The sequence below is a fragment of the Pseudomonas sp. GD03903 genome, assembly GCF_029840045.1.
Taxonomy (GTDB): domain Bacteria; phylum Pseudomonadota; class Gammaproteobacteria; order Pseudomonadales; family Pseudomonadaceae; genus Pseudomonas; species Pseudomonas pseudonitroreducens.
In genome coordinates this window covers 1-13,929 of the sequence record NZ_JAOCBT010000003.1, presented here as the reverse complement: position 1 = coordinate 13,929, position 13,929 = coordinate 1, and the positions used below count along the sequence as shown (strand labels likewise).

General features: G+C 62.9%; 13 protein-coding genes, 2 tRNA genes and 1 pseudogene. 11 read left to right on the top strand and 5 right to left on the bottom strand.

The annotated features are described in order from the left end of the window. Positions 1–95: 95 nt before the first annotated feature. The 5 genes from murI to hemA are packed head-to-tail and all read right to left on the bottom strand — an operon-like array spanning position 96 to position 4,840. Positions 96–890 (bottom strand): glutamate racemase, encoded by a 795-nt coding sequence (gene murI, locus N5C91_RS04950; protein ID WP_236172975.1) that lies wholly within the window; start codon positions 888–890, stop codon positions 96–98. Next, complete coding sequence (locus N5C91_RS04945; protein WP_279828275.1) at positions 883–1,638, bottom strand: molybdopterin-synthase adenylyltransferase MoeB; 756 nt, start codon at positions 1,636–1,638, stop codon at positions 883–885. The genes murI and N5C91_RS04945 overlap by 8 nt, the downstream gene beginning before the upstream one ends. Then, the gene (prmC, locus tag N5C91_RS04940) at positions 1,632–2,462 is read right to left on the bottom strand and encodes a peptide chain release factor N(5)-glutamine methyltransferase (protein ID WP_279828273.1); all 831 of its coding nucleotides are present in this window, start codon (positions 2,460–2,462) and stop codon (positions 1,632–1,634) included. The genes N5C91_RS04945 and prmC overlap by 7 nt, the downstream gene beginning before the upstream one ends. A gap of 30 nt (positions 2,463–2,492) precedes the next feature. Further along, positions 2,493–3,575, bottom strand: a complete 1,083-nt coding sequence (gene prfA, locus N5C91_RS04935) for a peptide chain release factor 1 (RefSeq protein ID WP_236172978.1) — start codon at positions 3,573–3,575, stop codon at positions 2,493–2,495. Further along, the gene (hemA, locus tag N5C91_RS04930) at positions 3,572–4,840 is read right to left on the bottom strand and encodes a glutamyl-tRNA reductase (RefSeq protein WP_045211202.1); all 1,269 of its coding nucleotides are present in this window, start codon (positions 4,838–4,840) and stop codon (positions 3,572–3,574) included. Before hemA ends, prfA begins: the two co-directional genes overlap by 4 nt. Before the next feature lie 146 nt (positions 4,841–4,986). On the opposite strand from hemA, the gene N5C91_RS04925 reads away from it, so the two are divergent. The 11 genes and pseudogenes from N5C91_RS04925 to N5C91_RS04875 form a co-directional block, all read left to right on the top strand. After that, positions 4,987–6,753 (top strand): tetratricopeptide repeat protein, encoded by a 1,767-nt coding sequence (locus tag N5C91_RS04925; protein WP_279828265.1) that lies wholly within the window; start codon positions 4,987–4,989, stop codon positions 6,751–6,753. A 3-nt stretch (positions 6,754–6,756) separates the two neighbouring features. Further along, positions 6,757–7,401 (top strand): lipoprotein insertase outer membrane protein LolB, encoded by a 645-nt coding sequence (gene lolB / locus N5C91_RS04920; protein ID WP_279828264.1) that lies wholly within the window; start codon positions 6,757–6,759, stop codon positions 7,399–7,401. 1 nt (position 7,402) lies between these two features. After that, entirely contained in the window at positions 7,403–8,251 is an 849-nt protein-coding gene (ispE, locus tag N5C91_RS04915; protein WP_279828262.1) for a 4-(cytidine 5'-diphospho)-2-C-methyl-D-erythritol kinase, read from the top strand. A 30-nt stretch (positions 8,252–8,281) separates the two neighbouring features. After that, positions 8,282–8,356 (top strand) — tRNA-Gln (locus N5C91_RS04910). A 62-nt stretch (positions 8,357–8,418) separates the two neighbouring features. Then, positions 8,419–8,493: transfer RNA gene (locus N5C91_RS04905), tRNA-Gln, on the top strand. A gap of 52 nt (positions 8,494–8,545) precedes the next feature. Further along, positions 8,546–9,487 (top strand): ribose-phosphate pyrophosphokinase, encoded by a 942-nt coding sequence (locus N5C91_RS04900; protein ID WP_015478849.1) that lies wholly within the window; start codon positions 8,546–8,548, stop codon positions 9,485–9,487. A gap of 112 nt (positions 9,488–9,599) precedes the next feature. Beyond that, a complete protein-coding gene (locus N5C91_RS04895) occupies positions 9,600–10,214 on the top strand; it encodes a 50S ribosomal protein L25/general stress protein Ctc (protein WP_024767098.1) in 615 nt (204 codons plus the stop codon). A 38-nt stretch (positions 10,215–10,252) separates the two neighbouring features. After that, on the top strand, positions 10,253–10,837 hold the full coding sequence (pth, locus tag N5C91_RS04890) for an aminoacyl-tRNA hydrolase (RefSeq protein ID WP_024767097.1): 585 nt from the start codon (positions 10,253–10,255) through the stop codon (positions 10,835–10,837). Positions 10,838–10,877: 40 nt separating this feature from the next. Then, positions 10,878–11,978 carry a redox-regulated ATPase YchF gene (ychF, locus tag N5C91_RS04885; protein WP_236172983.1) on the top strand — a complete coding sequence of 367 codons (1,101 nt, stop codon included), beginning with the start codon at positions 10,878–10,880 and terminating at the stop codon, positions 11,976–11,978. A 187-nt stretch (positions 11,979–12,165) separates the two neighbouring features. Next, positions 12,166–13,434, top strand: coding sequence for a tyrosine-type recombinase/integrase (locus tag N5C91_RS04880; RefSeq protein ID WP_279828244.1), 1,269 nt, complete (start codon positions 12,166–12,168; stop codon positions 13,432–13,434). Positions 13,435–13,715: 281 nt separating this feature from the next. Beyond that, positions 13,716–13,929, top strand: a pseudogene (locus N5C91_RS04875) (YqaJ viral recombinase family protein); the annotation flags it as partial.

Sequence of the window (13,929 nt, the reverse complement as noted above, 5' to 3'; positions counted from 1 at the left end):
AGCTGAATGAAAAATCCCCGCGAATAGCTGGCGATTATAAGGCCATTTGTCAGTGTTTACTGAAAGACCAAAGTAGATAGCTAGCTATTTTTCCATCAGCCCGGGAACAGATTGACGGGTTCGTCAGCTCCCCAGAGCACTGGTAAGACACGTTCAAACTCTTCGACTATGCCGCTGGTCCACAGCTCAATTTTTTTTGCCTGGCCTTCCGCCAACATCCCCCGCGCCTGCAACACCCGCTCCAGCTGGCGGGCTACAGCGGCACCGGTGTCGACCAGCGATACCTCAGCGGGCACCAGTTCGCGCAGCAGCGGGCGCAGGAATGGATAGTGCGTGCAGCCCAGGATCAGCGTGTCGCAGCCTTCAGCCAGCAACGGCGCAACGTAACCCTGCAGCAGCGCGCGGGTCTGTGGCCCGTTCAGGTCGCCCAGTTCGATCCGCTCCACCAGGCCCGGGCAAGGCTGGGTGATCACTCGCACATCGCTGGCGAAACGGTCCAGCAGTGCAGCGAAACGCGCACTCTTCAAGGTGCCGGTGGTGGCGAGCACGCCGACCACACCGCTGCGGGTGGCTTCGGCGGCGGGCTTCACCGCCGGCTCCATCGCCACGATGGGCAGCTGTGGATAAAGCTCGCGCAGATCGGCGGCCGCAGCGGCAGTGGCGGTATTGCAGGCCAGCACCAGCGCCTTGGCACCACGGGAAAGGAGGAATTCGGCGATGCTGCGGCAGCGGCTGCGAATGTATTCCGGGGTCTTCTCGCCGTACGGCACGTGGCCGCAATCGGCGAGATAGATCAGCGATTCGTGGGGAAGCCGCGCGCGGATTTCGTGGAGGACGCTGAGGCCGCCCACGCCGGAGTCGAACACACCGACCGGCGCGGCATCAGCCATGCGCAACTCCGCACACGGCACACTGCGGATCACGCTTGACGCGCAATTCGCGGAAGCGCGTGCCGAGGGCATCGATCAGCAGCAGGCGGCCCACCAGCGGCTCGCCGAAGCCTGCCAGCAGCTTCAGCGCTTCCAGCGCCTGCAGGCTGCCCACCAGGCCCACCAGCGGGCCGACCACACCGGCCTCGCTGCAGGTCAGCTCGGCTTCGCTGCCATGGCCGTAGAGGCAGTGGTAGCAGGGGCTTTCCTCGCGGCGTGGGTCGAACACCGAGAGCTGCCCTTCCAGGCGAATGGCGGCGCCGCTCGCCAAGGGCTTCTTCGCCGCGACGCAGGCGGCATTCACCGCCTCGCGGGTACCGAAGTTGTCGCAGCAGTCCAGCACCAGGTCGACGGCCGCCACGGCGGCGTCAAGGGAATCGGCGTCCAGCGCCTGGCGATGGGCGACCAGCTTCACGTCCGGATTGATCGCCGTGAGGCGGGCAATGGCGGAATCCACCTTGCTCACTCCCACACTGTCGGTGTCGTGGATGATCTGCCGCTGCAGGTTGGTCAGGTCGACCGTATCGAAGTCCGCCAGGTGCAACTCACCGACGCCGGCAGCGGCGAGGTACAGCGCCACCGGCGCTCCGAGGCCGCCAAGACCGACGATCAGCACGCGGCTGTCCTTCAGGCGTAGCTGGCCGTCCACGTCGATCTGCGGCAGGAGGATCTGCCGGCTGTAACGCAGCAGTTCGTTGTCGCTCAGCATGTCCAGCACCCCAGGCTGATGCGTTCGTGGCCGCCCAGGTCGCGACGACTTTCCACAGCAGTGAAACCGCGGCTGAGCAGCAGGTCACGCACGGCATCGGGCTGATCGAAACCGTGTTCGAGCATCAGCCAGCCGCCGTTTTCCAGATGATTCGGCGCCTGGTCGATGATCAGGCGGATATCGTCCAGCCCGTCCTGGCCGGAAACCAGAGCGCTCGACGGCTCGAAGCGCACATCGCCCTGCTTGAGGTGCGGGTCGGTGTTGGGAATGTAGGGCGGGTTGCTGACGATCAGCGAGAAGCGCTCGCCATCGACCGCAGAGAACCAGTGACTGGCACGGAAGGCGACGTTGGCCAGGCGCAGGCGTTCGCGGTTGCGCTCGGCCAGGGCCACGGCCTCGGGAATCCGGTCGACGCCCAGCACCTGCCAGCTCAGGCGCTCGCACGCCAGCGCGAGGGCGATGGCGCCAGTGCCGGTGCCCAGGTCGAGTACGCGAGCCGGCGCGGCCGGCAGCAGCGCCAGCGCGGTTTCCACCAGCAACTCGGTGTCCGGGCGCGGGATCAGGGTGTGCGGCGCAACTTCCAGGTCCAGGCTCCAGAAGCCCTGACGGCCAAGGATGTAGGCCACCGGCTCGCCGGCCACGCGGCGCGCCAGGTAGCGGTCGAAGAGGTCGTGGGCCTCACGGCTGACCACGCGTTCGGGCCAGGTGCGCAGGAAGCTGCGCGGTTTGCCCAGCGCGGCGGCGAGCAACAACTCGGCATCCAGGCGCGCACTGGGCGAGTCCGGCAATTGCGCCTCGTTGAGCAGGGTCATGATGGTTGCCATGGTCTGTCGGTCTCTCAGTCGCCCGCTGTCTCAATCGCCAAGTGCGGCCAGCTGGTCGGCCTGGAATTCCTGCAGCAATGGCTCGATCACCTGTTCCACTGCACCTTCCATCACTTCACCCAGGGAGTACAGGGTGAGGTTGATGCGGTGATCGGTGACGCGCCCCTGGGGGAAATTGTAGGTGCGGATGCGCTCGGAGCGGTCACCCGAACCGACCAGCAGCTTGCGCGTGCTGGCGATCGCCTGCTGGGCCGCGGCCTGCTGCTGGTCGTTGAGCTTGGCCGCCAGCCAGGCCATGGCCTTGGCGCGGTTCTTGTGCTGCGAGCGCTCTTCCTGGCACTCGACCACGATGCCCGAGGGGATGTGCGTGATGCGCACCGCCGAGTCGGTCTTGTTCACGTGCTGGCCACCGGCGCCGGAGGAACGGTAGGTGTCCACACGCAGGTCGGCGGGGTTGATCTCGATGGCCGCCTGCTCGTCCGGCTCGGGCAGCACCGCCACGGTGCAGGCCGAGGTATGGATGCGGCCCTGGGATTCGGTAGCCGGCACGCGCTGCACGCGATGGGCGCCGGATTCGAACTTGAGCTTGGCGTAGACGCTCTCGCCCTCGACGCGGGCGATCACCTCTTTATAGCCACCGTGCTCGCCTTCGTTCTCGGACATGATCTCCACGCGCCAGCCCTGCTTCTCGGCATAGCGCGAGTACATGCGGAACAGGTCGCCGGAGAAGATCGCGGCTTCGTCGCCGCCGGTGCCGGCGCGGATTTCCAGGAAGACGTTGCGGCTGTCGTTGGGGTCCTTGGGCAGCAGCATGCGCTGCAGGCGGTCCTCCAGGCCGACCAACGCGGTCCTGGCCTCGGCGACTTCCTCCTCGGCCATCTCGCGCAGGTCCGGGTCGCTGTCCTTGAGCAGCGCCTGGGCGCCCTCCAGGTCCGACTGCACCTTGCGGAACTCGCGGAAAGCGAGGATGACCGGCTCCACTTCCGCGTATTCACGGGAGTAGGCGCGGAACTTGGTCTGGTCGCTGATCACCTCGGCGTCGCCCAGCAGAGCGGTGAGCTCTTCATAGCGGTCGCTGAGGATATCCAGCTTTTTCAGGAGGGAAGCTTTCATCGCTTGTCAGTGCCCTCCTCGAGGGCGAACAGTTCCTGCGCGACGGCCAACGCATCGATGCGGCCCTCGGCGGAGAGTTTCTTCATCTGCACGCTGGGGGCATGCAGTAATTTGTTGGTCAGGCCACGGCTGAGCTGGGCGATGACTTCCATCGGGTCGGCGCCGTTGGCCAGCAGGCGCTGGGCCTTCTGGGTTTCCTCGTCACGCAGGCGCTCGGCCTGCTGGCGGTAAGCTCGCAGCACGTCGACCGCAGCCAGCTCGCGCAGGCGCAGCATGAATTCGTGTACACCGTCGCCAACCAGTTCCTCGGCGGCCTGGGCCGCGCCCTGGCGGCTCTTGAGGTTTTCCGCGACCACTTCGTGGAGGTCGTCGACGCTATAGAGGTAGACGTCTTCCAGCTCGCCGACTTCCGGCTCGATGTCCCGCGGGACGGCGATATCGACCATGAACATCGGCTTGTGCCGGCGCTGCTTCAGCGCACGCTCCACCGCGCCCTTGCCGAGGATCGGCAACTGGCTGGCGGTGGAACTGATGACGATGTCGCTGTTGACCAGCTCGTCCGGCATGTCCGCCAGCAGGATGGCGCGGGCGCCAAACTGCTCGGCCAGCAGGCTGGCACGCTCCAGGGTACGGTTGGCAACCACGATGCGCTTCACGCCCTGCTCGTGCAGGTGGCGGGCGACCAGGGTGATGGTCTCGCCGGCGCCGATCAGCAGCGCCTGGCTGCGACTCAGGTCGCTGAATATCTGCCGGGCCAGGCTTACCGCTGCAAAGGCCACGGACACCGGGTTCTCGCCGATGGCGGTATCGGTGCGCACGGTCTTGGCGGTGCTGAAGGTGGCCTGGAACAACCGCCCGAGCATCGGCCCGACGGTGCCGGCCTCGCGGGCCACGGCGTAGGCGGACTTCATCTGGCCAAGGATCTGCGGCTCGCCCAGCACCATGGAGTCCAGGCCGGCGGCAACGCGCATCATGTGGCGCACCGCTTCCTCATCCTGGTGGACGTAGGCGCAGGCGCGCAGGTCGTCGATACCCAGATTGTGGTAATCGGCCAGCCAGGCCAGCACATCGCCGGCGTCCGGATGTTCGATCTCCAGGTAGAGTTCGCTGCGGTTGCAGGTGGAGAGGATCGCGGCTTCGCGGCTGGACGTCAGCCTGCACAGCAGCTGCAGCGCCTCGACCATCTGCTCGGGAGTAAACGCCACGCGCTCGCGAACGGCCACGGACGCGGTCTTGTGGTTGATGCCGAGGGCAATGAAGGCCATGCAGAATCGCTGATGCTGATCGGAAAGCCCGCAATTGTCCTACTTAGCCTTGTTAAGGACAACCACCCACGACGGATCGCACACTGCAAATCGTATACAGGCCTTCCAGCGGCGCTTGCCCATGGGATTGGCACTTTCCTTATGTCATGATGGTCCCATTTCGCAGGTCAGGCCCTCGTCCTTCCTCTATGAACAAGTCTCTTGCGCTGCTGACTGCTCTGCTGCTGCTCGGCGGCTGCCAGTCTCTTACACAGAAAAACACCGACAGTGCTTCCGCGGAGAAGGACAAGACCGCGGCTGCGCAAAAGGACCAGAAATACGGCTCCTTCAGCGAGGACACGATGTACTCGCTGCTCACCGCCGAGCTCGCCGGCCAGCGCAACCGCTTCGATATCGCCCTCGCCAACTACGTCGAGCAGGCCAAGGAAACCCGTGATCCGGGCGTCGCCGAACGCGCCTTCCGCATCGCCGAGTACCTGGGTGCCGACCAGGAAGCCCTGGACACTTCGCTGATCTGGGCCAAGGCCGCGCCGGACAACCTCGATGCCCAGCGCGCCGCCGCCATCCAGTTGGCGCGCACCGGCCAGTACGACGAATCCATGGTGTACATGGAGAAGGTCCTCAACGGCCAGGGCGACACCCACTTCGACTTCCTCGCACTGTCCGCCGCCGAGACCGATCCGGATACCCGCGCCGGCCTGCTGCAGAGCTTCGACCGCCTGCTGAAGAAGTACCCGGACAACGGCCAACTGCTGTTCGGCAAGGCCCTGCTGCTGCAACAGGACGGCCGCCCGCAGGAAGCCCTGCACCTGCTCGAAGACAATTCCGCCAGCAAGCACGACGTCGCCCCGCTGCTGCTGCGCGCCCGCCTGTTGCAGAGCATGAAGCGCAGCGATGAAGCGCTGCCGCTGCTCAAGGCCGGCATCAAGGAGCATCCGGACGACAAGCGCGTCCACCTCGCCTACGCCCGCCTGCTGGTGGAGCAGAACCGCCTGGAAGACGCCAAGGCCGAGTTCTCCGCGCTGGTCGAGCAGTTCCCCGACGACGACGACCTGCGCTTCTCCCTGGCGCTGGTCTGCCTCGAAGCCCAGGCCTGGGACGAAGCCAAGGTCTACCTGCAGGAACTGGTGGAGCGCGACAGTCATGTCGACTCCGCCCACTTCAACCTGGGCCGCCTGGCCGAGGAGCAGAAGGACCCCGAGACCGCGCTCAAGGAATACGCCCTGGTCGGTCCGGGCAACGACTTCCTCCCGGCCCAGTTGCGCTCTACCGAAATCCTGCTGGACCAGAAGCGCTACGACGACGCCTCGCGCCGTCTCGCCGAAACCCGCGACCGCCAGCCGGACTACGCCATCCAGCTGTACCTGATCGAAGCCGAGGGCCTGTCCAACCGCGACCAGGTCGATCGCGCCTGGAGCGTCATCCAGCAGGGCCTCAAGCAGTTCCCGGATGACCTCAACCTGCTCTACACCCGCTCCATGCTCGCCGAGAAGCGCAACGACCTGGCGCAGATGGAGCAGGACCTGCGCCTGATCATCCAGCGCGAGCCAGACAACGCCATGGCGCTCAACGCGCTGGGCTACACCCTGGCTGATCGCACCACCCGCTACGGCGAAGCCCGTGATCTGATCCAGAAGGCCCACGCGCTGAACCCGGACGACCCTGCGATCCTCGACAGCCTGGGCTGGGTGAATTACCGCCTGGGCAACCTCAGCGAAGCGGAAACCTACCTGCGCAAGGCGCTGGAACGCTTCCCCGACCACGAAGTGGCTGCGCACCTGGGCGAAGTGCTCTGGGCCCAGGGCAAGCAGAGCGAAGCCCGAAAAGTCTGGGCCACTGCCCTGCAAAGCCAGCCTGACAGCGCCGTCCTGCGCGACACCATGCTGCGCCTGACCGGCTCCGGAACCCTCTGATCTATGCGCTTACGTCACCTGATCGGCGCTGCCGCGCTGGCCCTGCTCGCCGGTTGCTCCAGCTTCGGCACCCACGAAGCCCTGGAAGGCCAGGGCAACGCCACCGCCTGGAATGCCCACAAGGCCCGCATCGCCACCCTCGACGGCTGGCAGATCGACGGCAAGGTGGGCATCCGCGCGCCCAAGGATTCCGGCAGCGGCACCCTGTTCTGGTTGCAGCGCCAGGACTACTACGACATCCGCCTCTCCGGCCCGCTCGGCCGCGGCGCCGCGCGCCTGACCGGGCGTGAAGGCGCCGTGACCCTGGAAGTCGCCGGCCAGGGCCGCTATGAGGCGGCCTCCCCCGAAGAACTGCTGGAACAGCAGATGGGCTGGCGCCTGCCGGTTTCCCACCTGCTCTGGTGGATTCGCGGCCTGCCCGCCCCCGACAGCAAGAGCCGCCTGACCCTCGACGGCGACAGCCGCCTGGCCAAGCTGCAGCAGGACGGCTGGGATGTGGAATACACCCGCTACAGCGAACAGAACGGCTACTGGCTGCCCGAACGCCTGAAGCTGCATGGCCAGGACCTCGACGTCACCCTGGTGGTGAAGACCTGGCAGCCGCGCCAACTGGGCAGCGGCCAGCCGAACTCTGCGGACCAGCAGTGACATGCCGGACCGCCTGACCCTGCCGGCACCGGCCAAGCTCAACCTGTTCCTGCACATCACCGGTCGCCGCGCCGACGGCTATCACGAGCTGCAGACCCTGTTCCAATTTCTCGATCACGGCGACGAGCTCCAGTTCGCTGTTCGCGAGGATGGCGAAATCCGCCTGAACACCGAGATCGACGGTGTTCCCCACGACAGCAACCTGATCGTGAAAGCCGCGCGCCGGCTGCAGGAACAATCCGGCACCAAGCTGGGCGCCGACATCTGGCTGGACAAGCGCCTGCCCATGGGCGGTGGCATCGGCGGCGGCAGTTCTGACGCCGCCACCACCCTGCTCGCGCTCAATCATCTGTGGCAGCTCGACTGGGACGAAGACCGACTCGCGGCGCTGGGCCTGAGCCTGGGCGCAGACGTCCCGGTATTCGTGCGCGGCCGCGCCGCATTCGCCGAAGGCGTTGGCGAACAGCTCACGCCGGTTGAACTGGAAGAGCCCTGGTTCCTCGTCGTTGTGCCGCAAGTCTTTGTCTCCACAGCAGAAGTTTTCTCCGATCCCGAGTTGACACGGGATACTCCGCCCATTAAAGTTCGCAGCCTTCTCGGGGTGGACGGTCATAACGACTGCCAGCCGGTCGTCGAGAAGCGTTACCCAGATGTACGTAACGCACTGATCCAGCTAGGTAAATTTACCGAAGCGAGATTGACCGGCACCGGAGCTTGTGTGTTTGGGAGCTTCCCAAACAAAGGCGATGCTGATAAAGTTCGCCGCCAACTTCCGGCCACTCTGCCGAGTTTTGTTGCCCAGGGCCGTAACATCTCGATGTTGCACCGCAAGCTGCAAAACCAGGCCTGAGAAGCAGCAATGTAATCGGTTGTACGATACAGGGGCGTCGCCAAGCGGTAAGGCAGCAGGTTTTGATCCTGCCATGCGTTGGTTCGAATCCAGCCGCCCCTGCCATTAACCCACAGGGTTTAACGTACAGCGTCAACGAACACATTGCTCCGCAAGTTGTAAGCTACAGGGGCGTCGCCAAGCGGTAAGGCAGCAGGTTTTGATCCTGCCATGCGTTGGTTCGAATCCAGCCGCCCCTGCCATTTTCTTCTGGCTCAACCGGGCCTACCCTCAAGCCGACACAGGTACCGCAGCGTGTCCAAAATGATGGTTTTCACGGGGAACGCCAACCCCGATCTGGCACGCCGTGTCGTACGGCAGCTGCACATCCCCCTCGGTGACGTTTCTGTCGGCAAATTCTCCGACGGCGAAATCAGCGTTGAGATCAATGAAAACGTTCGTGGTAAGGACGTCTTCCTGATCCAGCCGACCTGCGCACCGACCAACGACAACCTGATGGAACTGGTAGTGATGGCCGATGCCTTCCGCCGCTCCTCGGCGACTCGTATCACGGCAGTCATTCCCTACTTCGGTTACGCCCGCCAGGATCGCCGTCCGCGTTCCGCTCGCGTGGCCATCAGCGCCAAAGTCGTTGCCGACATGCTGACCGTCGTAGGCGTCAACCGCGTTCTCACCGTTGACCTGCACGCCGACCAGATCCAGGGCTTCTTCGATATCCCCGTCGACAACATCTACGGCTCGCCCGTACTGGTCGATGACATCGAAGACCAGCGCTTCGAGAACCTGATGATCGTCTCCCCGGACATTGGTGGTGTGGTGCGTGCGCGCGCCGTCGCCAAGTCCCTGGGCGTCGACCTGGCCATCATCGACAAGCGTCGTCCGAAGGCCAACCAGTCCGAAGTCATGCACATCATCGGTGATGTCGAAGGCCGTACCTGCGTACTGGTCGACGACATGGTCGATACCGCTGGCACTCTCGGCCACGCCGCCAAGGCTCTGAAAGAGCACGGCGCCGCCAAGGTCATCGCCTACTGCACCCACCCGGTGCTGTCCGGCCGTGCCATCGAGAACATCGAGAATTCCGTACTGGACGAGCTGGTGGTGACCAACACCATCCCGCTGTCCGCTGCTGCGCAAGCCTGTGGCCGCATCCGCCAGCTGGACATTGCTCCGGTTGTCGCTGAAGCCATGCGCCGCATCAGCAATGAAGAATCGATCAGCGCCATGTTCCGCTAAGGCGGAACAGGTCTGACGTAAAGCGCTTCGCCATGTCGGCGAAGCATCAGCAAAATCGCCCGAACGCTGGTCGCAAGCGTCCGGGCGATCTTGTCATTTTGGAGATATACAAATGGTTGATTTTGTACTGAATGCCCAAGAGCGTTCCGACCTGGGGAAAGGTGCGAGCCGCCGCCTGCGTCGTAATGCTGGCCTGATCCCGGCTGTGATCTACGGCGGCGAAAAAGCCCCGCAATCCGTCACCCTGGAACTGCGCGAGATTTCCAAACTGCTGGAAAACGAGGCTGCCTTCAGCCACGTGATCAGCCTGAACGTCGGTTCCGCCAAGGAAACCGTACTGATCAAGGCCCTGCAGCGCCATCCGTCGAAAGGCTTCGTCATGCACGCTGACTTCCAGCGCGTCGTTGCCGGCCAGAAGCTGACCGCTCACGTTCCGCTGCACTTCCTGAACGAAGCCACTGCTGCTGGCGTCAAGACTGGCGGCGGCGAGATCTCCCACGTGATCTCCGAAGTCGAAGTTTCCTGCCTGCCGAAAGACCTGCCGGAATTCATCGAAGTCGACCTGGCCAAGGTAGAACTGGGTCAGATCGTTCACCTGTCCGATCTGAAACTGCCGAAAGGCGTAGAGCTGGTGCAACTGGCCCACGGTAACGACCTGGCCGTCGCCAACATCCACGCTTCCCGCGTAGTGAAAGAAGAAGGTGAAGGCGAAGCTGCTGCCGAGTAATCGCGCGCACCATTGCCTTTAAGGAAGGGGCCCCCGTCGTGACTGCCGTACAACTGATCGTTGGCCTGGGAAATCCAGGCCCTGAATACGACCAGACCCGGCATAACGCGGGGGCCCTTTTCGTTGAGCGACTGGCGGACGCGCAGCGCGCGAACCTGTCTCTCGACAAGAAATACTTCGGCCTGGTCGGCAAGTTCAGCCACAAGGGCCGCGATGTTCGTCTGCTGATTCCCACCACCTACATGAACCGCAGCGGCCAAGCCGTGGCGGCGCTCGCCGGATTCTTCCGCATTCCGGTCGAAGCCATCCTGGTGGCCCACGACGAACTCGACATGCCTCCCGGCGTCGCCAAGCTCAAGAAGGGCGGCGGACACGGCGGGCACAACGGACTGCGCGACATCATCGCCCAGCTCGGCAACCAGAACGGTTTCCATCGCCTGCGGCTTGGCATCGGCCATCCGGGGCACAGCAGCCTGGTTTCCGGTTTCGTTCTTGGCCGCGCCCCGCGCGCCGAACAGGAACTGCTCGACACCAGCATCGACTTCGCCCTCGGCGTGCTGCCGGAAATGCTCGACGGGGATTGGACCCGCGCGATGCAGAAGCTGCACAGCCAGAAGGCCTGATTACACCTCTATTTCCGCCACGTGGCGCGAGGGACCTAGCATGGGATTCAACTGCGGCATCGTCGGCCTGCCCAACGTCGGCAAGTCCACCCTGTTCAACGCCCTGACCAAATCCGGCATCGCGGCGGAAAACTTCCCCTTCTGCACCATCGAGCCCAACAGCGGCATCGTGCCGATGCCCGATGCGCGTCTCGATGCGCTGGCCGAGATCGTCAAGCCCGAGCGCGTGATCCCGACCACCATGGAGTTCGTCGACATCGCCGGCCTCGTAGCGGGCGCTTCCAAGGGTGAAGGCCTGGGCAACAAGTTCCTCGCCAACATCCGTGAGACTGACGCCATCGCCCACGTCGTCCGCTGCTTCGAAGACGAGAACGTCATCCACGTTTCCAACAGCGTCGACCCCAAGCGCGACATCGAGATCATCGACCTCGAACTGATCTTCGCCGACCTCGACAGCTGCGAGAAGCAACTGCAGAAAGTCGCGCGCAACGCCAAGGGCGGCGACAAGGAAGCCCTGGCGCAAAAAGCCCTGCTGGAAAAGCTCATCCCCCACTTCAGCGAAGGCAAACCCGCCCGCTCGCTGATGAAAAACATGAGTGATGACGAAAAGCGTGGCGTGCGTGGCTTCCACCTGCTGACCAGCAAACCGGTCATGTACATCGCCAACGTTGCCGAAGACGGCTTCGAGAACAACCCGCACCTGGACGTCGTCCGAGCCATCGCCGAAGAAGAAGGCGCCATGGTCGTGCCGGTGTGCAACAAGATCGAAGCCGAGATCGCCGAGCTCGACGACGGCGAAGAGAAGGACATGTTCCTCGAATCCCTTGGTCTCGAAGAACCCGGCCTGAACCGCGTGATCCGCGCCGGCTACGAACTGCTGCACCTGCAGACCTACTTCACCGCCGGTGTGAAGGAAGTCCGCGCCTGGACCGTCCGCGTCGGCGCCACCGCCCCGCAGGCCGCCGCCGTGATCCACACCGACTTCGAAAAAGGCTTCATCCGCGCCGAAGTGGTTGCCTACGACGATTTCATCCAGTTCAAAGGCGAACAGGGTGCGAAAGAAGCCGGCAAATGGCGCCTGGAAGGCAAGGAATACATCGTCAAGGACGGCGACGTGATGCATTTCCGCTTCAACGTCTAAATAGAAATTTAGATTCTATCGGACGCTATAGGACACCGACCCCTTAAAGAACACCACTTTAAGGGGTTTTTATTTTCCAGCAAGATCTATCAAGACCCTATACGATCCGCGACCTTACCGGGTACGCTACCGGGTACAGCTCTGACGCCATCATCAAAATACCGGGTACAGATAGAGAGATGCAGCCATGCCGCTTACCGACACTGAGTGCCGTACTGCTAAACCAAAGGAAAAGCCCTACAAACTAACAGACGGAAATGGGCTCTATCTGGAGGTGAAACCCAACGGAGTTAAGGCGTGGCGCTATCGATTCGAGCTGAGCGACGGCAGCGTTAGGAAAGAAAGTGTGTTCGCCATCGGGGAATATGTGATCGCCACCAAGGGCGAAACGCCCGAGCAATCCGAGGAGCGCCGAAGAGGACGTCGTTTCACCCTTTCAGAAGCCCGTGATGAACGCGTAAAGGCGCGATCATTGGTTGTACAAGGCATCAATCCCGCGCACCATCGCCAACACGAACGGGTGAAACGTGAGCATGAGAGAGCGATCACTTTTGAAGCGGTCACCAAAGAGTGGCTGTCGCTGAAGGAGTGGGAGGAGATCACCAAATCTAGACGACTCAATATGCTGAAACGCGTCGTCTTTCCGAAAATCGGAAATCTTCCGATCAAAACCATCACCCCCGCCCACATCCTTGAAGTGCTCAAAGGAGCGGCACGGGACAACGGCCCATCTGTAGCCGCCGAAGCCAAGCGGACCATGTCCGGCGTATTCGAGCTGGCAATCTCAACGCTACGTGCCAACAGTGATCCCGTACACCCAGTCCGAAAAGCGCTGCCTGCCAATAAGACACAACACAAACGTCCACTCTCTACGGATGAAATTGGCCAGCTACTGCGGGATGTCGAATCCCACGGCGGGCGCCATGAAACCCTCTGCGCTTTCCGACTTATGTGGCTAACTTTGTGCCGGCCAAATGAAGCGGTGGAGGCTCAATGGTCGGAATTTGACCTAGATAAGGGCCTATGGCGCATCCCTGCCGAGCGAATGAAAAAGCGAAAGGAGCACACGACCCCGCTCCCAAGGCAGGCGGTCGAAATGCTGCAGACTCTTCAAGGTATCACCGGCAAATACACTCATGTGTTTCCACATCGAGACGAGCGCACACGCCCGATGGTCTCAGCCTCGTTTCGCCAGATGCTTAACACCCTAGGCTGGGGCGGCAAGTACAGTCCACATGCCACCCGGACGACAGGAAGCACCAGACTTAATGAAATGGGTTTCTCCGCAGACTGGATCGAAAGACAGCTCGCACATACTGAGCAGAACGCCGTCAGACGCACCTACAACCATGCCGAGTATCTGAGTGATAGGGCCGAGATGATGCAGCAATGGGCAGACATGCTGGACTCTTGGAAGGCAAACAATACGACATCAGTGAGCGCAACTTCCCGCTGACAGCGTGGTGGGGCGGGTATACCCAAGAAGCAGCTACTAACAACCTGTCGGTCTCAGCCGTCAATGACAACCAGGACAGAAAGGTTGTCTCGATGCGCTAAGGCCCCATAACCCAGCTTGTTTCGGGCTCGGCGCCACGGTCCCCACCCCGAACACTGCAAATTGCCCCAGCCGAACCTAGGAGCCGCTTCTGCGGCTGACCTCCGTCCCCATTTTCATTCCCCATAACGCCCGGTCAGCTCTGCGCTGACCGGGCGTTTGTGTATCTGCAAGGAGACACTATGAAAGCACGCTTTATAAACAGTCCCCACAAACAACGCCCCGCTCTGCGCCTGGTCAGGGCCAAGGAACTACCGCGCGAGGACTGACTGACCGTTCGCAAGCAAGGCATCGGCAGTTCGGATGCTGCAGCAGCGGTCGGCCTGAATCCTACCAGTCACAAGTGGAACTGTGGCTGGAGAAGCCTCCAGTACACGCCCCTCTCTCGCCGAAAAA

Bases quoted from the DNA above. Each gene is read 5' to 3' on its own strand.
- prfA (WP_236172978.1), bottom strand. From the start codon at position 3,575: ATGAAAGCTTCCCTCCTGAAAAAGCTGGATATCCTCAGCGACCGCTAT.
- prmC (WP_279828273.1), bottom strand. From the start codon at position 2,462: ATGGCAACCATCATGACCCTGCTCAACGAGGCGCAATTGCCGGACTCG.
- ispE (WP_279828262.1), top strand. From the start codon at position 7,403: ATGCCGGACCGCCTGACCCTGCCGGCACCGGCCAAGCTCAACCTGTTC.
- lolB (WP_279828264.1), top strand. From the start codon at position 6,757: ATGCGCTTACGTCACCTGATCGGCGCTGCCGCGCTGGCCCTGCTCGCC.
- ychF (WP_236172983.1), top strand. From the start codon at position 10,878: ATGGGATTCAACTGCGGCATCGTCGGCCTGCCCAACGTCGGCAAGTCC.
- N5C91_RS04925 (WP_279828265.1), top strand. From the start codon at position 4,987: ATGATGGTCCCATTTCGCAGGTCAGGCCCTCGTCCTTCCTCTATGAAC.
- N5C91_RS04945 (WP_279828275.1), bottom strand. From the start codon at position 1,638: ATGCTGAGCGACAACGAACTGCTGCGTTACAGCCGGCAGATCCTCCTG.
- hemA (WP_045211202.1), bottom strand. From the start codon at position 4,840: ATGGCCTTCATTGCCCTCGGCATCAACCACAAGACCGCGTCCGTGGCC.
- N5C91_RS04895 (WP_024767098.1), top strand. From the start codon at position 9,600: ATGGTTGATTTTGTACTGAATGCCCAAGAGCGTTCCGACCTGGGGAAA.
- murI (WP_236172975.1), bottom strand. From the start codon at position 890: ATGGCTGATGCCGCGCCGGTCGGTGTGTTCGACTCCGGCGTGGGCGGC.
- N5C91_RS04880 (WP_279828244.1), top strand. From the start codon at position 12,166: ATGCCGCTTACCGACACTGAGTGCCGTACTGCTAAACCAAAGGAAAAG.